At 68.4% G+C, this 18,048-nt stretch carries 15 protein-coding genes and 1 pseudogene; 15 read left to right on the top strand and 1 reads right to left on the bottom strand.

From position 1 onward, the window contains the following. Positions 1-20: 20 nt before the first annotated feature. From purL to ACVWZN_RS10315, 15 genes and pseudogenes are all read left to right on the top strand, one after another. Positions 21-3,947: a phosphoribosylformylglycinamidine synthase gene (gene purL / locus ACVWZN_RS10385; RefSeq protein WP_456953747.1), complete on the top strand. Its 3,927-nt coding sequence runs from the start codon at positions 21-23 to the stop codon at positions 3,945-3,947. Between the two features lie 17 nt (positions 3,948-3,964). Then, positions 3,965-4,462 (top strand): hypothetical protein, encoded by a 498-nt coding sequence (locus ACVWZN_RS10380; protein WP_456953746.1) that lies wholly within the window; start codon positions 3,965-3,967, stop codon positions 4,460-4,462. Between the two features lie 46 nt (positions 4,463-4,508). Continuing rightward, positions 4,509-6,233 (top strand): type II secretion system ATPase GspE, encoded by a 1,725-nt coding sequence (gene gspE, locus ACVWZN_RS10375; protein WP_456953745.1) that lies wholly within the window; start codon positions 4,509-4,511, stop codon positions 6,231-6,233. Between the two features lie 7 nt (positions 6,234-6,240). Then, a complete protein-coding gene (gene xpsF, locus ACVWZN_RS10370) occupies positions 6,241-7,458 on the top strand; it encodes a type II secretion system protein XpsF (protein ID WP_456953744.1) in 1,218 nt (405 codons plus the stop codon). Between the two features lie 460 nt (positions 7,459-7,918). Then, positions 7,919-8,356 (top strand): type II secretion system major pseudopilin GspG, encoded by a 438-nt coding sequence (gspG, locus tag ACVWZN_RS10365; RefSeq protein ID WP_456953743.1) that lies wholly within the window; start codon positions 7,919-7,921, stop codon positions 8,354-8,356. Beyond that, positions 8,353-8,841 (top strand): type II secretion system protein XpsH, encoded by a 489-nt coding sequence (xpsH, locus tag ACVWZN_RS10360; RefSeq protein ID WP_456953742.1) that lies wholly within the window; start codon positions 8,353-8,355, stop codon positions 8,839-8,841. The genes gspG and xpsH overlap by 4 nt, the downstream gene beginning before the upstream one ends. Beyond that, positions 8,841-9,260 (top strand): type II secretion system protein XpsI, encoded by a 420-nt coding sequence (xpsI, locus tag ACVWZN_RS10355; RefSeq protein WP_456953741.1) that lies wholly within the window; start codon positions 8,841-8,843, stop codon positions 9,258-9,260. Before xpsH ends, xpsI begins: the two co-directional genes overlap by 1 nt. Continuing rightward, the gene (locus ACVWZN_RS10350; protein ID WP_456953740.1) at positions 9,257-9,895 is read left to right on the top strand and encodes a prepilin-type N-terminal cleavage/methylation domain-containing protein; all 639 of its coding nucleotides are present in this window, start codon (positions 9,257-9,259) and stop codon (positions 9,893-9,895) included. The genes xpsI and ACVWZN_RS10350 overlap by 4 nt, the downstream gene beginning before the upstream one ends. Then, entirely contained in the window at positions 9,895-10,773 is an 879-nt protein-coding gene (locus ACVWZN_RS10345; RefSeq protein ID WP_456954749.1) for a general secretion pathway protein GspK, read from the top strand. Before ACVWZN_RS10350 ends, ACVWZN_RS10345 begins: the two co-directional genes overlap by 1 nt. Continuing rightward, on the top strand, positions 10,770-11,918 hold the full coding sequence (locus ACVWZN_RS10340) for a PilN domain-containing protein (RefSeq protein ID WP_456953739.1): 1,149 nt from the start codon (positions 10,770-10,772) through the stop codon (positions 11,916-11,918). The genes ACVWZN_RS10345 and ACVWZN_RS10340 overlap by 4 nt, the downstream gene beginning before the upstream one ends. Beyond that, positions 11,915-12,562: pseudogene (gspM, locus tag ACVWZN_RS10335) on the top strand (type II secretion system protein GspM); the annotation flags it as partial. The gene ACVWZN_RS10340 and the pseudogene gspM, both read left to right, overlap by 4 nt. Positions 12,563-12,779: 217 nt before the next feature. Beyond that, positions 12,780-13,520, top strand: a complete 741-nt coding sequence (locus ACVWZN_RS10330; RefSeq protein WP_456953738.1) for a type II secretion system protein XpsN — start codon at positions 12,780-12,782, stop codon at positions 13,518-13,520. 8 nt (positions 13,521-13,528) lie between these two features. Then, positions 13,529-15,835, top strand: a complete 2,307-nt coding sequence (gene gspD, locus ACVWZN_RS10325; protein WP_456953737.1) for a type II secretion system secretin GspD — start codon at positions 13,529-13,531, stop codon at positions 15,833-15,835. Positions 15,836-15,839: 4 nt separating this feature from the next. Continuing rightward, positions 15,840-16,709 (top strand): glycosyltransferase family 2 protein, encoded by an 870-nt coding sequence (locus ACVWZN_RS10320; RefSeq protein WP_456953736.1) that lies wholly within the window; start codon positions 15,840-15,842, stop codon positions 16,707-16,709. Further along, complete coding sequence (locus tag ACVWZN_RS10315; protein ID WP_456953735.1) at positions 16,706-17,539, top strand: glycosyltransferase family 2 protein; 834 nt, start codon at positions 16,706-16,708, stop codon at positions 17,537-17,539. Before ACVWZN_RS10320 ends, ACVWZN_RS10315 begins: the two co-directional genes overlap by 4 nt. Here ACVWZN_RS10315 and ACVWZN_RS10310 read toward each other — a convergent pair whose 3' ends face one another. Continuing rightward, positions 17,540-18,046 carry a hypothetical protein gene (locus tag ACVWZN_RS10310; RefSeq protein WP_456953734.1) on the bottom strand — a complete coding sequence of 169 codons (507 nt, stop codon included), beginning with the start codon at positions 18,044-18,046 and terminating at the stop codon, positions 17,540-17,542. Positions 18,047-18,048 lie beyond the last annotated feature (2 nt).

Here is an 18,048-nt window from a genome sequence, read left to right as displayed (position 1 = left end):
CGTCGCACGGTCCGTCGGACATGATCGTCCTCGAGGGCGCCCCCGCCCTGTCGCCGTTCCGCCTGGAGCGGCTCCAAGCCCGTCTCCGCAGCCTCCACCCTGAGATCCGCCTGCTCGGCGCCCGGCATACCTACTGGGTGCTGCCGGAGCCCGGCGCGCAACCGGATGTCGCCAAGCTCGGCCAGATCCTCGAGGCCGGCGACGGGTTCGCCGACCGCGACGCCTGCGCCGTCTCGCGCTTCGTGACGCCGCGCCTCGGCACCCGTTCGCCGTGGTCGAGCAAGGCCACCGAGTTGCTGCAGGGCGCCGGACTGCCGGTGCAGCGCGTCGAGCGCGGCATGCGCATCGACGTCGCCGGCTGGCCGACCGACGCCGCCACGCAAGGCGCGCTCGCCAAGGTGCTGCACGACCCGATGACGCAATCGCTGCTCGATGCGCGCGAAGACGCCGTCGCGCTGTTCGAAGCACCGTCACGTGGCGATCTCGAACGCATCCCGCTCGACGATCTGGAAAACGCGAACACACGACTCGGCCTCGCACTGGCCGACGACGAGATCGCCTACCTGCGCGAGCGTTACGCCGCGCTCGGCCGCGCGCCCGCGGACGTCGAGCTGATGATGTTCGCGCAGGCCAACTCCGAGCACTGCCGGCACAAGATCTTCAACGCGACGTGGACCATCGACGGGGTCGACCGCCCGAAGTCGCTGTTCGGCATGATCCGCCACACGCACGCCACGACGCCGCAGCACACGCTGAGCGCGTACAGCGACAACGCCGCGGTGGTCGCCGGTTATCGCGCGAAACGCTTCCGTCCTTCCGGTCCCGACTTCACGTATCGCAGCGAAGGCGAAGTCGAATCCGCGTTCTGCATCAAGGTCGAGACGCATAACCATCCGACCGCGATCGCACCGTTCCCCGGCGCATCGACGGGTGCAGGCGGCGAGATCCGCGACGAAGGCGCGACCGGCCGCGGCGGCAAGCCGAAGGCCGGCCTCGCCGGTTTCTCGGTATCGCACCTGCGCATCCCGACGCTGCCGCAGCCGTGGGAAGCGCCGCGCGCGCTGAACCCGCGCATGGCGCCGGCGCTCGAGATCATGCTCGACGGCCCGATCGGTGCCGCCGCGTTCAACAACGAATTCGGCCGGCCGAACCTGCTCGGTTATTTCCGTAGTTTCGAGCTGCCGGAAGGCGACATTGCGCGCGCCTACGACAAGCCGATCATGCTCGCCGGCGGCCTCGGCGCGATGGATCGCATCCAGGTGCAGAAGCACGGCCTGCGCGACGGCGATGCCATCGTCGTGCTCGGCGGCCCCGCGATGCTGATCGGCCTCGGCGGCGGCGCGGCGAGTTCCGTCGCGTCCGGCGAAAGCCAGGAGTCGCTGGATTTCGCCAGCGTGCAGCGCGACAACCCCGAGATGGAACGTCGCTGCCAGGAAGTGATCGACCGCTGCGTCGGACAAGGCGACAACAACCCGATCGCGACGGTGCACGACGTCGGTGCGGGCGGGCTGTCGAACGCGATTCCGGAGCTGCTGCACGACAGCGACCTCGGCGGCGTCATCGATCTGGATCGCGTGCCCAGTGACGATCCATCGCTGTCGCCGATGCAGCTGTGGTGCAACGAATCGCAGGAACGTTACGTGCTCGGCCTGCCGCCGGAGCGCGTCGATGAATTCGCCGCGATCTGCGAACGCGAGCGTTGCCCGTTCGCGGTGGTCGGTTATGCGACGTCGGAAGAACGACTCGTGGTCGGTCACGGCGCCACGCGCGAACGCGTCGCGAACGGCGAAACCGGTTGGGCCATCGACATCCCGATGGACGTGCTGTTCGGCAAGCCGCCGAAGATGCATCGCGACGCCGTGCATCCGCCGGCGCCGAAGTGGCCGTCATTGAAATGGGCGGGGCTCGACCTGCGCGACGCCGGCCTGCGCGTGCTCGCGCATCCGACTGTCGCGTCGAAGAGTTTCCTCATCACGATCGGCGATCGCAGTGTTGGCGGACTCACCGCGCGCGACCAGATGGTCGGCCCGTGGCAGTTGCCGGTCGCCGATTGCGCGATCACGTTCAGCGGCTTCGATACGCATGCCGGCGAAGCCATGGCGATCGGCGAACGCACGCCGCTCGCACTGCTCGATTCCGCGGCGGCTGCGCGCATGGCGGTCGGCGAAGCGATCACGAATCTCTGCGCCGCACCGGTCGAATCGCTGGACCGCATCAAGCTCTCCGCGAACTGGATGGCCGCATGCGGTCATCCGGGCGAGGACGCGCTGCTGTTCGACGCGGTGAAGGCGATCGCGATGGAGCTGTGCCCGGCGCTCGAACTCGCGATTCCGGTCGGCAAGGATTCGCTATCGATGCAGGCGCAGTGGCACGCCGACGGCGCGCAGCAGAAGTCGGTGTCGCCGGTGTCGCTGGTGATCACCGCGTTCGCACCCGTCACCGACGTACGCCTGCAATCGACGCCGCTGCTCGACCGCGAGGTCGACAGCGATCTGTGGTTGATCGGTCTCGGCGCGGGCAAGCAGCGCCTCGGCGGTTCGGTGCTGGCGCAATGCCATCCGCAGGCCGGCGGCGATGCCGCGTTTCCCGCGTTCGCCGGCGCGTCCGAGCACGACGACTTCGGCGTGCCCGACGTCGATGATCCGCAGCGCATCGTCGAGTTCTTCGAACTCATCCGCGCTGCGCGTCAGGCGAATCTGATCCGCGCGTACCACGACCGTTCCGACGGCGGCGCGTTCGCCGCGTTCGCCGAAATGGCGTTCTGCTCGCGCACTGGCCTCGATATTTCGCTCGACGCCTGGGGCGACGACGCGTTCCGCTGCCTGTTCAACGAAGAACTCGGCGCGATCGTGCAGGTGGCGGTGGAGGATCGCGCGGAGTTCGCCGATCTCGTCGCGCAGCACGGGCTCATCGACTGCGCGCAGCGCGTGGCCAAGCCGACCACGTCGCCGCAGATCCGCGTGCGTCGCGACGGCGAAACGCTGGCCGAGTGGAGCTGGCAGGAACTGTTCGATGCGTGGTGGTCGGTGTCGCACGCCATGCAGCGCCTACGCGACAACCCGGACTGCGCCGAAGAAGAACGCGAGATCGCGCGCGACTTCGACGCGAAGGGCCTGGTGCCGAAGCTGACGTTCGATCCGTCAGACGACGTCGCCGCGCCGTACGTCAACATCGCATCGCGTCCGAAGGTGGCGATCCTGCGCGAGCAGGGCGTCAACGGGCAGATCGAAATGGCGTGGGCGTTCGACAAGGCGGGCTTCACCGCGGTCGACGTGCACATGAGCGATCTGATCGCCGGGCGCGTCGACCTCGCGCAGTTCACCGGCATGGCGGCCTGCGGCGGCTTCAGCTACGGCGACGTTCTCGGCGCGGGCCGCGGCTGGGCGACCAGCGCACTCGAACGCGCGCCGGTACGCGATGCGTTTACCGCATTCTTCCTGCGCGAGGACACGTTCGCCCTCGGCGTCTGCAACGGCTGCCAGATGATGGCGTCGATGGCGCCGGCGATTCCCGGCGCGGAGTATTTCCCGCGCCTGCTGCGCAACCGCAGCGAGCAGTTCGAAGCGCGACTCGCGCTGCTGCAGATCAACGAATCGCCGTCGATCTTCCTCAGGGGCATGGAAGGCTCGCGCATTCCGGTCGCCGTCTCACACGGCGAAGGTCGCGTGCATTTCGACGACCCGGCCGCGCGCATGGCGATTGCTGTCTCCGCACGCTATGTCGACGGTGACGGCGAGCAGGCGGCGCAGTACCCGCTCAATCCGAACGGCTCGCACGACGCGATCGCCGGTTTCACCAGTCGCGATGGCCGCGTCACCCTGCTGATGCCGCATCCCGAACGCACGTTGCGCAGCGCGAACCTGAGTTGGGCGCCGCGCGATTGGCCCGCCGATTCGCCGTGGCTGCGGATGTTCCGCAACGCGCGTGCATGGGTCGGCGCGCGCTGATCGAAACGGAGATCGACATGGACGTCAACGCTGCACCACCCACCGATTTCGACTTCGCGTTCGGCGACTGGACCGTCGTCCATCGCCGCCTCGCCGCGCGCCTGCAGGGCTGCACCGACTGGGTCGAATTCCCGGGCACGATGTCGACGCGCCCGGTGCTCGGCGGCTTCGGCAACGTCGAGGACAACCTGCTCGACATGCCGGACGGCGCTTACCGCGCTATCGCAGTGCGTTCGTTCGATCGTGAACGCGGCACCTGGTCGATCTGGTGGCTCGATGGCCGTGCCCCGGGTGACCTCGACGTCCCCGTCGTCGGCGGTTTCGAGGGCGGCGTCGGCACGTTCTTCGCGGACGCCGAACTCGATGGCCGGCCCATCCGCATCCGCTTCATCTGGACTGCCGTCGACCCCGAGCATCCGCGCTGGGAACAGGCGTTCTCGGCCGACGGCGGGCGCGAATGGGAAACCAACTGGACCATGGACTTCACGCGCGTGAACGGCGCCGGTCGCGGCTGAGCATGGCCTCGGCTGCTACAGTCCGGCGGTCGTCAGGGAGGTGCGGGTGAACGCGGTCGTCGATCCCATCGAGGAACCCATCGGCGGAGATCCCGTCGAAGCGCGCGTCGTCGCGTTGCTGATCGAGCGCGGCCGTCTGAAGGACGCCGACCTCGCGCGCGCACGTCGTCTCGAAGCCGAAACCGGCGGCTCGCTGCTGGCCCTGCTCGGACGTCTCGGACTCGTTTCCGAGCGCGACCACGCGGAAGCCGTCGCGACCGTGCTCGGCCTGCCGATCGTCGCGACGAAAGACCTGCCCGACCTGCCGCCCGAGAACATCGCGCTGTCGCCGAAGTTCATGCGGCAATTCCATCTCTGCCCGATCCGCGAAGGCGATGCCGCCATCGACGTGTTGATGGCCGATCCGCAGGACGTCTACCAGCTCGACGCGCTGCGCCTCGCGCTGGCGCGACCGCTGAGTCCCGTCGTCGGCTTTCGTTCGGAAATCGATGCGCTGATCGAGCGCTGGCACGGCCAGGGCCGCAGCGCGATGGGCGCGATCGTCGACACCGCGGAAGGCGAGGGCGGCGAACTCGACGACGTCGAACACCTGCGCGACCTGGCGTCCGAAGCGCCGGTCATCCGGCTCGTGAACCTCGTGATCCAGCGCGCGGTCGAACTGCGTGCGTCGGACATCCACATCGAGCCGTTCGAGAATCAGCTGAAGGTGCGCTACCGCGTCGACGGCGTGCTACACGAAGGCGAAAGCCCGCCGTCGAACCTCACCGCCGCGGTGATCAGTCGCATCAAGATCATGGCGCGGCTCAACATCGCCGAGCGCCGCCTGCCGCAGGACGGCCGCATCCAGATGCGCGTGCAGGGCCGCGAGCTCGACCTGCGCGTCAGCACCGTGCCGACCGCGCACGGCGAAAGCGTGGTGATGCGACTGCTCGATCGCGAATCGATCGTGCTGAGCTTCGAGAAGCTCGGTTTCACCGACAACTTCCTGTCCGAATTCCAGCGCGTGCTCGACCAGCCGCACGGCATCCTGCTCGTCACCGGTCCGACCGGTTCGGGCAAGACGACCACGCTGTACACCGCGCTGAGCAAGCTCAACACGCCCGACGTCAAGATCATCACGGTCGAAGACCCGGTCGAATACCAGATCGAAGGCATCAACCAGATCCAGGCCAAGCCGCAGATCGGGCTGGACTTCGCGCACGCGCTGCGATCGATCGTCCGACAGGATCCGGACATCATCATGATCGGCGAAATGCGCGACCTCGAGACCGCGCGCATCGCGATCCAGTCGGCGCTCACCGGTCACCTCGTGCTGTCGACGCTGCATACGAACAACGCCGCGGGCGGCATTACGCGACTGCTCGACATGGGCGTCGAGGACTACCTGCTCACGTCGACGATCAACGGCATCCTCGCGCAGCGCCTCGTGCGTCGACTCGAACCGACGCACGCCGAGCGTTATCGCGCGTCGCCGGAGGAGATCGAGAAGTTCGGCCTGCGTCGGCTGCAGCCGCAGGGCGACATCTATCTCTACCGCCCGCGTTCGTCGGCTATCGCGCCGACCGGTTATGCCGGCCGCACGACGATCATGGAATTCCTCGTCATGAACGACGAGCTGCGTCGCGCGGTGATGCGCCATGCAGGCATGGGCGAGGTCGAGCAGATCGCACGCGCCGCCGGCATGCGCACCATGTACGAGGACGGCATCGCCAAGGCACTCGCCGGCGAGACGACCATCGAGGAAGTGCTGCGCGTGACGGAAGAGGCCTGATCGGCGCATGGCGCTGTTCCGCTACAAGGCGCTGAACCCGCGCGGCGAAATGCTCGACGGCCAGATGGAGGCCGCGAGCGTCGACGAAGTCGTGCAGCGCCTGCAGGGGCAGGGTCATCTTCCCGTCGAAGCGAAACCGGCGAGCGAAGGCGGCGGTCCCGCGTTCTGGCACGGCCTGTTCAAGGCCAAGCCGTTCGCCGGCTCGCGGCTCGTGCAGTTCACGCAGCAGTTGTCGACGCTGCTCGGTGCGGGACAACCGCTCGATCGTGCGTTGTCGATCCTGCTCGAACTCCCTGACGACGAAGCCGCGCGTCGCACCATCGCCGACATTCGGGAAGCCGTGCGTGGCGGTGCCGCGTTGTCGACGGCGCTGGATCGCCAGCACGGCGCGTTCTCGCGCCTGTACATCAACATGGTTCGCGCGGGCGAAGCGGGCGGCAACATGTCCGACACGCTCGCGCGCCTCGCCGACTACCTCGAACGTGCACGCGCGCTGCAGGGTCGCGTGATCAACGCGATGATCTACCCGGCGATCCTGATGGTGATGGTGACGCTGAGCCTGCTGTTCCTGCTCGGCTACGTGGTGCCGCAGTTCGCACAGATGTACGAAAGCCTCGGCGCGCAGTTGCCGCTGTTCACCAAGATCATCCTCGGCATCGGCAATTTCGTTCGCGATTTCTGGATCGTGATCGTTGCCGCGCCGGCCGCGCTGCTGTGGTGGATCGAACGCAAGCGTCGCGATCCCGCGTTCCGCATCGCGTTCGACGGTTGGGTGCTGCGACGCAAGTTCGCCGGCTTGCTCATCGCACGCATCGAAGTCGCGCGCCTCGCGCGCACGCTCGGCACGCTGGTGCGCAACGGTGTGCCCCTGATCACCGCGCTCGGCATCGGCCGCAACGTGCTCGGCAACCGCGTGCTCGCCGAGGACGTCGAGAAAGCGGCGGATGAAGTGAAGAACGGCGTCGCGCTGTCGACCGCGCTCGGCCGCGGCAAGCGCTTCCCGCGCCTCGCGCTGCAGATGATCCAGGTCGGCGAGGAATCCGGCGCGCTCGACACGATGCTGCTGCGCACTGCGGAAACCTTCGAACATGAAACGGGCCTCGCGCTGGACCGCATGCTTGCCGCGTTGGTGCCGATCGTGACGATGGTGCTCGCGTTCGTGATCGGCACGGTGATCCTCGGCATCCTCGTCCCCATGTACGACCTTACGGGGCAGATTGGGTGAGCGATGCCGCTTACGCGGCATTGCCGCGTGGCATTGCGAACGCCCGCCGTGCTGCGGCGGGCCGGAGTTCGAGAAAGTAGTCGCGCGATGCGAGTTCGACAGCGGTCGCGGCACTGCCGCGCCGGCCTTCCTTACCCCCGCCGCGCTGCGGCGGGCCGGAGTTCGAGGAGTTCGTAGCGCGGGGTCAATGCGACAGCGATGTGGCATCGCGGCATAGATCGCGAACGTAGCGAACGCGAGCCGCGATCCTGCGCTATGCATTTGCCGATCGGCACTTGAAGCACGCGGCCGAGCCACTCCATCCGCCCCCGAATTGAAAAACCCGCGGGAACCGAACCGCATCCCAAAGGTCCATCCATTCAGCGTCTCCGCACGAAAAATCCTGAACAGCCCGGCCAAATTTCCCGCTTCACGTCACGAATTTGGTAAACAGTCGCCCTTTCCCCCGAAACCGTCCGCCATGCGCAATCGCCGTTCCCTGACCCGATCGCCCGCCCCGCGCGCCCAGCGCGGCATGAGCCTCATCGAGATCATCATCGTCATCGTGCTGATCGGCGTGGTACTGACTTTCGTCGGCAGCCGCATCCTCGGCGGCGCCGATCGTGCCAAGGCCAATCTCGCGAAGTCCGAAGTGCAGACGCTCGCGCAGAAGATCGACCAGTACAAGGAAGACGTCGGCAAGTACCCGACGTCGCTGTCCGACCTCGCGGCCGCGCCTCAAGGCGCGACGGGCTGGCTCGGCCCGTACGCGAAAGAGGGCGAACTGAAGGATCCGTGGGGCAACCCGATCAGCTACAAGGCGCCGGGCGATGAAGGCCACGCGTTCGACCTGATCATCCTCGGCAAGGACGGCAAGCCCGGCGGCACGAGTTACGACGCCGACCTGCGCAGCGAATGATCCGCACCGCGCCACGTCGGACGGCAGGACCCGCCGCCCGTCGTGCGCGCGGCGTTTCGCTGATCGAAATCATCATCGTCATCGTGCTGATCGGCGTGATGAGCGTGCTCGCCGCGGCCGCGATGACCGGCGGCTTCAAGGGCATGCAATTGCGTTCCGCGGCGAAGGACATCGCCGCGCAGCTGCGCTTCACCCGCACGCGTGCCATCGCGACCGGGCAGACGCAGCGCTTCGTGATCCAGCCGCGCACGCATGCCTGGCAGGCACCAGACGGACGACACGGCGAGATTCCTTCGACGCTGAAAGTCTCGTTTATCGGTGCGCGACAGACGCAGCCGTCGCCCGACGAAGGTGCGATCACGTTCTTCGCCGACGGCGCGTCCACCGGCGGACGCGTGCAGGTCGCGCGCGACGCGGCGGCATGGAACATCGACGTCGCATGGCTCACCGGTGAAGTGAAGCTCGCGCAGGCGGACGCGCGCTGATGCAGCGCCAGCGCGGCTACACGCTGATCGAAGTCGTTGTTGCGTTCGGCATCCTCGCGATCGCGCTCACGTTGCTGCTGGGCACCCTGACCAATTCGAGCCGTCAAGTGCGATGGTCGGCCGATGCGGGACGCGCCGCGCTGCTCGCGCAATCCATCCTTGATCAGGTCGACACCGACGGCCCGCTGCACGAAGGGGAGCGCGATGGCGAACTGGAGGACGGGCGCTATCACTGGCAATTGCACGTGCATCGCTATCAGACGAATGCGCCGACGGCGCAGCCGGTCGACCCGAACGCGCCGGTGCTTCTCGCACTCGACTTGACCATGCAATGGGGCGACGGCGGGCCGCGCGAGCGTTACGAACTGCATTCGCTGCGTCTGGTGCCTGCGAATCTCTCCGGAGCGCCGCAGACGTGAAGCACGCGCGCGGATTCACGCTGGTCGAAATCCTGATCGCGACGGTGCTGCTCGCGCTGGGCCTCACGCTCGCGTTCGCGACCATCACCGGCGCGACCGGTGCGGCGCGACGCGGCGAAGCCATTGCCGCGAGCAGCGAACACATCCGCGCGGTGCAGGGCTTCCTGCGTCGCCGTATTGCGAGCGCGCGCGCCGTGCCGTTCCAGATCGATTCGGCCACCGGCCAGCCGATGCGCTTCGCCGGTGATCGCGAACGCATGCGCTTCGTCTCCGACCTGCCCGACTACATCGGTCGCGGCGGCCCGAGCGTGCATGACCTGCGCATCGAACGCATGCCGTCCGGCGAAGGCGTGCGCCTCACGCTCGGTCTTGCGGTCGTGCAGCCCGGCGATGCGATGCCGCATGTCGACCGCGATCCCGAAGTGTTGGCCGACAAGCTGCGCAGCGTCGAATTCCACTATCGCGGCGTCGGCGAAGACGGTAAGCCCGCCGAATGGCAGGACGACTGGACGACGACGGAACAGCTCCCGCTGCTGGTCGAAATCCGCGTCACCGGCGAAGACGGCAAACCGTGGCCCGTGCTCGACGTCGCGCCGCGCCTCGCCGCCGCATACGCCACCGGGATCACCCGATGATGCGGCGGACGCGCGGCGCCGCGCTGCTTCTCGTGTTGTGGCTGATGGTGCTGCTGATCGCGCTGGTCGGCGCGTTCTCGCTCACCGCGCGCACCGAAGGCATGCAGGGCCGCGCGCTGGTCGACGGCGTGCAAGGGAACGAGATCGCGCGCGCCGGGCTGGAGTACGCGCTGACTCGCGTGTCGCAGACCGATCCGCGCCAGCAATGGCGGCCCGACGGTCGCGCCTACAAATGGGCGTTCGAAGGCGCCGACGTCGAGATCCGCATCGTCGACGAGGACGCGAAGGTCGATCTCAACCACGCCGATCCGCCGTTGCTGGTCGGGCTGTTCACCGCGGTCGGCATCGACCGCCAGCGCGCCGAGAAACTTGCGAGCGCCGTGATCGACTGGCGCGACGCCGACCAGCTCACGCAGCCGTCGGGCGGCGCGGAGGATCCGGACTACGCGTCGGCGGGGCGCGACTACGGCGCGAAGGATGCCGACTTCGAAAGCACCGCCGAACTGCTTCAGGTGCTGGGCTTCACCGGCGACGACTTCCGCAGGCTCGCGCCGTACGTGACGGTGTTCAGTGGCCGTGGTCGACCCGAGCCCGCGTTCGCGGCGGCGCCGGTCCTCACCGCGATGGGCATGGACGGCAAGGCGATCGTCCAGCAGCGCGACGCCTGGGACCCGTCGACGGGCCAACCGCTTCCGGCGATTCCGGGCGGCGAAAGCCTGCAGGCGTTCGGAAGCGGAACGTATAGTATCGAGAGCCGGGCCCGGCTTCGTGGCGGACGCATCGCCACGCTGGGCGCGGTAGTACGCACCGGGGGCAGCGCCATTCCGGGGATGGCCTACACACCGTTGCGTTGGGAGGAGGGGATTCCGTCACCATGACCTCGATTCTCGAGGGCCCGATGCGCGGCCTCGGGCGTTTCATCGCCCGTCTCGGCCCGCAGGCCACCAGCCTGCGTGGATTGCTCGCATGGTGGGGCCATGCGCTCGCCGCGTGGCTGCCTGCGCGCGTCCGCCGCGCGCTGGGCGTCGATCGTGGCCGTCTGCTGCTGATGCCGCTCGCCGACGGCGAAGTGCGCCTGCAGCTGCAACGCGAAGGCGAGCTGCGCGACCTCGGCCGGCTTCCCGCACTCATCGATGCACCCGGCGACGACCCGCTCGCCACCGTGCTCAGCTCCGGCGCCGTCGACCTGCCGCGCTGGCTCGTGCTGCCCGCTACGGCCGCCCTGGTGCGACGCCTCGCGCTGCCCGCTGCCGCGGCGGATCGCCTGCGCGACGTCGTGCGTTTCGAACTCGATCGCCAGACCCCGTTCGCCGCCGAGGACGTGCTGTACGACGCGCGCCTCGTCGGTCGTCGTCCCGATGGCCAGCTCGACATCGAACTCGTCGCCGCGCCGCGCCTGCGCGCAGAGCCGATGCTGGCCGCACTCGGCCCACTGGCCGGGCGCCTTGCCGGCGTCGACGTGCTCGACATCGACGGCACCCCGCGCGGCGTCAACCTGCTGGATACCGCGGCGCGTCGTCGCCAGCGCGATCCGTGGCAGGTGTGGAACCGCGTGCTTGCCGGCGTCGGCATCATTGCGATCGCTTTCATGCTGGTCACGGTGCTCGACAACCGTCGCCAGGCTGCCGACCAGCTCGAACAGGCCGTGCGTGCACGCAGCGGCCCCGCACGCATGGCCGCGCAGCAACGCGAGGCGCTGGTCGAACTCATCGCCGGCCAAGCCTTCCTCGACAAGCGTCGCGCCGAACAGCCGACCGCGGTCGAGGTCATGAACGACGTCAGCCAGCGACTGCCCGACGGAACGTATCTCGAGAAGCTCGCCATGGAAGGTGACCGCCTGACGCTGATCGGGCTCAGCAACGCCGCGCCGTCGCTGGTGAACCGCCTCGAAGGCGCGCCGCTGTGGCATTCGCCCGCGCTCGCCGGCGCGCTGCAGCCCGATCCCGCGACCAACCGCGATCGCTTCACGTTGACCGCCGAACTCGGTCGCAGCGATGCGAAGACGACGGAGGCGTCGCGATGACGCCGGTCGTGACCGATCGCGAACGCTGGCTCGCACTCGGCCTACTGGTCGCGGTGCTGCTGATCGCGTACGGCGTGCTGATCCATCCGTGGTGGACGGTGCCGATGCGCGAAGTCAGCGCACGCATCGAGCAGTTGCAGGAGCGCGACGCGCGACTTCGCGCCGAACTCGCGCAGGCGCCCGCCGTGCAGCGTCGACTGCAGGAAGCGCAGCAGCGACTCGCGACGCGACCGGGTTTCCTGCCGGAAGCGACCCCGGAACTCGCGGTCGCCGGACTCGTGCAGCGGCTCGAAACCGTGGTGTCGCAGGCGAGCCCAGGCAATCGCAGCTGCCAGATCAGCAACCGCTCGCCGCTGCAGAACGAATCGGGCGAGGCGTACACGCGCGTCGCCGTGCAGGTGCGCCTGCGTTGCGGCACGCCGGAACTCGCGGCGGTGCTGCATGCGCTGGAAGCCGGCACGCCGCGACTGTTCGTCGAGAACCTCAACATCCTCGCGCAGCGCTTCTTCGGCGGGATGGATGCGAACAATCGCGATGGCGGGCTCGACGTGAGCTTCGACCTGGTCGGTTACCTGCGGCCCGCGGGTTCGATGGTCGAGGGCATGGCTGTTGCGCCGGTCGCGATGCCGGTGTCGACGCCGCCACCCGCGCCGATGTCGGCCGGGCCGGTCGTTGCGCCGTCGACCGGGCCGTCGGTGATGCCGAGCAGCCCGCCGCCGAATCCTGCCGACGTCGCGCCGCCGCCGCGGTCGATGATCACCGGCCCGTCGTTGCCGCCGCCCGCGCCGTTGCCGGTGCCGACTGCGCCGCAGGGCTCGCCTGCGGATTCGTCCAACGCCACGCCGCCATCGGGAGGTCCCGGTGCGCCTTGACCACGTCGCCCCGCGCACGTTGCTGCTCGGCGCGTTCGCCGGCTGGGCCGTGCTCGCCTGGGTGCTGGCGCTCGCCGGCATGGGCGGGCATCTGCCGGAAGGCAAGGGCGGCGCGATCGAGGGCAGCCGCATTCCGACGCTGCCTGCGAACGATGCATCGCCCGGCCTCGGCCCGATCGGCCAGTACGGCGAGATCGCCGCGCGACCGCTGTTTGCGACCGATCGCCGTCCGCATCCGTTCTCGCTCGTTACCGAAAACGGTCAGGCCGATGCGCCCACCGATTTCGACCTGGTGCTGACCAGCGTGCTGATCTCGCCGCAGGCCAGCATCGCCATCGTGCAGAAGCCCGATGGCAGCGAGTCCTGGCGCGTAAAGATCGGCGACGCCGCGGATTCGCGGCCGAACTGGCGCCTCATCTCGCTCAAGCCGCGCAGCGCCGTGTTCGAAGGCCCCGAGGGCCAGAAGGAACTCACGTTGCGCGTCTACGACGGCAAAGGCGGTAGCGCGCCCACTGCCTCGACGTCATCCGCGCCCGTCAACACGACGATGATGAATTCGCCAGCGCCATCCACGCCTGCGCCGCCACCGACCGATGCCTCGCCCGCGCCCGATCCGGCGCAGATCGAGCAGATCCGCCAACGCATCGAAGCCCGCCGCGAGGAAATGCGCCGGCGCGCCCAGAACGCCAACCCGCCCGCGACGGCCGTGCCGCCGCCGACGACCCGCTGAGTCCCGCGATGACCTTCCTGCCTGCTACCTCCGTCCTCCGTCCGGCGCTGCGCCATTCGACGACCGCATTCGCGATCGCGTCGATCCTGGCCGGCTGCACCACGGTCACGCCACCCGTTGTCCGTCGCGATGGCCGGCTCGACGGCCCTGTCGCCGGCACCTCGTCGGCACCCGCGGGCGACACCGTGGTGACCAACGCGAACGGCGTGACCACCGCGCCGCTGGAGTCGCGCGACGAAGGCCCGCGCGCGCAGATCCGACGCGGCACCGGAACGGTGATCAACAACCGCGTGGCCAGCGCGCCGCCGTCGCGCCTGGGCGGCAGCAGCGGCGCGGCGACGTTCAACTTCGAAGGCGAGTCGGTGCAGGCGGTGGTGAAAGCCATCCTCGGCGACATGCTCGGCCAGAACTACGTGATCGCGCCGGGCGTGCAGGGCACGGTGACGCTGGCGACGCCCAAGCCCGTCAGCCCCGCCGAAGCGCTGAACCTGCTTGAGATGGTGCTGGGCTGGAACAACGCGCGCATGGTCTACAGCGGCGGCCGCTACAACATCGTTCCGGCCGACCAGGCATTGGCCGGCACCGTCGCGCCGCGCACCGGCCCCGCATCGACCGCGCGCGGTTTCGAAGCGCGCACCGTGCCGCTGAAGTTCGTGTCGGCCACGGAGATGGAGAAGATCCTCAAGCCGTACGCGCGACCGAATGCGATCGTCAACGTCGACAACGCGCGCAACGTCATTACGGTTGCCGGCACGCGCGCCGAGCTCGAGAACTACCTGCGCACCATCGAGACATTCGACGTCGACTGGCTGGCCGGCATGTCGGTCGGCGTGTTTCCGTTGCAGTCGGGCCGCGCGTCGCGCGTCGTCGCCGACCTGGAAAAGGTGTTCGGCGAGACCAGCAAGTCGCCGGTCGCCGGCATGTTCCGTTTCATGCCGCTGGAAGGCGCGAACGCGGTGCTGGCGATCACGCCGCAGGCCGCGTACCTCGACGACATCCAGCAGTGGCTGGAGCGCATCGACGGCGCCGGCAGCGAGCCGCGCCTGTATTCGTACGAACTCAAGTACATCAAGGCGAAGGATCTCGCCGATCGCCTGTCGGAAGTGTTCGGCGGCGGTGGTAACCGCAGTGGTGGCGACACCGGCGCGCAGCCGTCGCTGATGCCGGGTCTGGATTCCACCGAGCTGCGCGATAACGGAAATGGCTCCAGCGCGAGCATCGGCTCCACGCCGTCGAGCGACAACGGTATGGGCAGCACGGGCGGCACCGGCAGCGACAGCGGCGGCATGTCGTCGTCGCTATCGCTGGATCCGCGTCGCAACGGCAACGGGTCCGTCGCGTTCGATGTCGACGGCCAGCATGTCGGCGTATCGGCGGTCGACGAAACCAATTCGCTGCTGGTGCGCAGCACGCCGCAGGCGTGGGCGTCGATGCGCGACGTCATCGAACGTCTCGACGTCATGCCGATGCAGGTGCAGATCGAAGCGCAGGTGGTCGAGGTGCAGCTCAGCGGCGCACTGCAGTACGGCGTCAACTGGTTCTTCGAGCAGGCGGTGAGCGATCCGGTGTCGTCGGGCGGCGCGGGCCTGCCGAATGCGGCGGGCCGCAACATCTGGGGCGACCTGCGCGGCAGCATCCGTCCGGCCGACGTCACCAATCCCGGCCTTGCGTGGACCTTCCTCGGCAAGAACGCCGCGGCCGTCATCAACGCGCTCGACCAGGTCACCGACCTGCAGCTGCTGCAGACGCCGTCGGTGTTCGTGCGCAACAACGCCGAAGCCACGCTCAACGTCGGCAGCCGCATTCCGATTTCGTCGGTGACGGTCGATCCGGGCACCGGCACCGGCGGCGTGACCTACAGCCAGGTGCAGTACCTCGACACCGGCATCATCCTGAAAGTACGCCCGCGCATCACGCGCGACGGCATGGTGTTCCTCGACATCGTGCAGGAAGTGAGTTCGCCCGGCACCGTCGCCGATCGCAACGGCAACGTTCGCATCGACACGCGCAAGGTGAAGACCGAAACCGCGGTGCAGAGCGGCGACACCGTGATGCTCGCCGGCCTGATCAGCGACGGTGTGCAGCGCGGTTCGTCCGGCTTCCCGGGCCTGAGCCGCATTCCCGTGGTCGGCGGCCTGTTCGGTCGACAGAACTCGCGCACCGATCGCAACGAAGTCATCGTGCTGCTGACGCCCACCGTCGTGCGCAACCCGCAGGAAGTGCGCGACCTCACCGACGACTACACGCGTCGCTTCCGCGCGATGGAGCCGCTGCACCGCAAGCAGAAGGTGCGCGGCGGCATCGAGGTTCGCTGACACGGTGACCGACATCGCCGCGGCGGCGCATGGCGACGCCCTGCCCATCGTGGTGATCCCGGTGGGCACCGATGACGCTGTGCTCGACGGCTGCCTCGCCGCACTCGAAACCACCACGCCCGCGGGCACGCGCGTCTGGCTCGCCGACGATGCACGCGGCGGGCCGCGCGTGCGTGCGGTCGTCGATGCATGGCTCGCGACCACGCGCATGAGCGCCGACTACAGCCGTCGCCCGCGTTCGCTGGGCGAAGCCGCGCACCTCGCCGACGTGCTGCGCAGCTGCGGCGATGCCGATGTCGTCGTGCTCGCTGACGATGCGCGTCCTGCGCCGGGGTGGCTCACGCGCATGACGCGCTGCCTGCACGACGCGCCGCATGCATCGACTGTTACGCCTTGGAGTAACGCGGGTGAGACGGCCGCATGGCCACGCCTGGGCGACGTCGCGCTCTTGCCGGACGACACCGTGCGGCTTGCCGATGTGCTCGCCGAAGCCGCACTCGACCCTGTGCCGCTTCCCGCCGCGGTCGGGCATGCTGTGCTCATTCGCGGCAGCGCATGCCGAAAGGCCGGCGGAGTCGATGCGACGAGTTATGCATCGTGGTACGCCGCACTCATCGACCTCTGCCTGCGTCTGCAGGCGTTCGGCGGCAGCGACCTGCTGTGCACGCAGGGCTACGTAGGTCGTCTCGACGAAGGGCATCCGGCAGACGGCGACCTCGATCGCGTCGCCGCACGATGGCCGCACTGGAACGCGCGACTCGCGGAATTCCTGATGAGTGATCCACTGCGCACGCAGCGCGAACGCATTGCCGAGGTGCTCGCGCAACGCATCAGCGGCGACGCGCAGGCCGACCTGTTCGGAGTCGCGCCATGAGCGACGACATTGCGGTCGTCGTTGTCACGTATCGAAGCGCGGAGACGATCGAGCTTTGCCTGCACCGTTTGCGCGACGCCGACGGGGTCGCCGCGATCCGCGTGATCGACAACGCCTCCGACGACGGCACGCTCGCGATCGTGCAACGCATCGCCGCGGGCGAGCCGCGCCTGAAGTTCGTCGCCAATCCCGACAATCCCGGCTTCGCCGTCGCATGCAACCAGGGCGCGCGCGATGCCGACGCAGCGTGGATTGCGTTCGTGAATCCCGATTGCCTGGTCGAGCGCGACACGCTCGCACGACTGCGTACGATTGCGACCGGCATCGCGCCCGCACTCGTCGGCTGCGAACTCGTCGACGATGACGGTATTCCCGATGCCGCTGCACGACGGCGCGATCCCGACTTTGCGCGCATGCTGGCGGGGGAGGGCACGGACCTCTCGATTCCATCGACCGGCGAATCGATCCAGCGCGTGGACGCGATCTCCGGTGCACTGATGCTGATGCCGCGGGCATTGTTCGACGCGGTGAACGGCTTCGATGAAGGCTATCGACTGCACGCGGAAGACCTCGACCTGTGCCGGCGCGTTCGCGATGCGGGCGGCACGGTCGCGATCGCTAACGGCGTGCGCGTCGTGCATGTGCGTGGGGTGTCGAGCCGTTCGCGGCCGTTCTTCGTCGAATGGCACAAGCATCGTGGTCTGTGGCGCTATTTCTCGCGCTTCGAAGCGCCGCATCGCAGCGCGCCACTGCGTGTGGTCGTGGCGATGGTGATCGCGTCGCGTTTCGTCGTTGCCTCGCTGCGCGCGTGGTGGCGCAGAGTTAGCTGATCACGGGCTCAGCTTGAACTTCAGCTGCAGGCCGAGCGTGTTCGGCGTCGAGCCGGGAATGCGCGGTAGGTAGATCAGGTTCATGCCAACGCGACGGTATTCGACCTTCGCGACGAGTCCGCCACCGGGTGCGGGGTTGCCGTCGTTGTAATCCGGATAGCCGCTGACCAAACCAACCATCGCGCCCAGCCGCACGTGCTGGCCCAGCGACAGCGGCGTGTAGTGATACAGCGCGTACCACGAGTCCTCGTACACCGAGTTTCGGTAGTAGCCGACCGACGCGCCGTGCCGCGGCTGCCACTGCACCTCGACGCCGGCACCGTAGTTGTTCTGGTTGAAGTGCTGGCCCGGGCCGAGGTAATCGTCCGCACTCTCGAAATGATGCGAGGCGACGTTGACGTCCACCCACCACTCCGGCGACGGCTTCGATGTCGCCTCCTGCGCGAACGCCGGCAGCGCGACGGCGAGAAGCAGCGGCGACATCCAGCGTGCGATGCGATGGGACATGG

It is taken from the genome of Lysobacter sp. HA35, from assembly GCF_054061195.1.
Note: the sequence above shows the minus strand (reverse complement) of the source record. Positions and strands in the feature narration are given on the sequence as shown.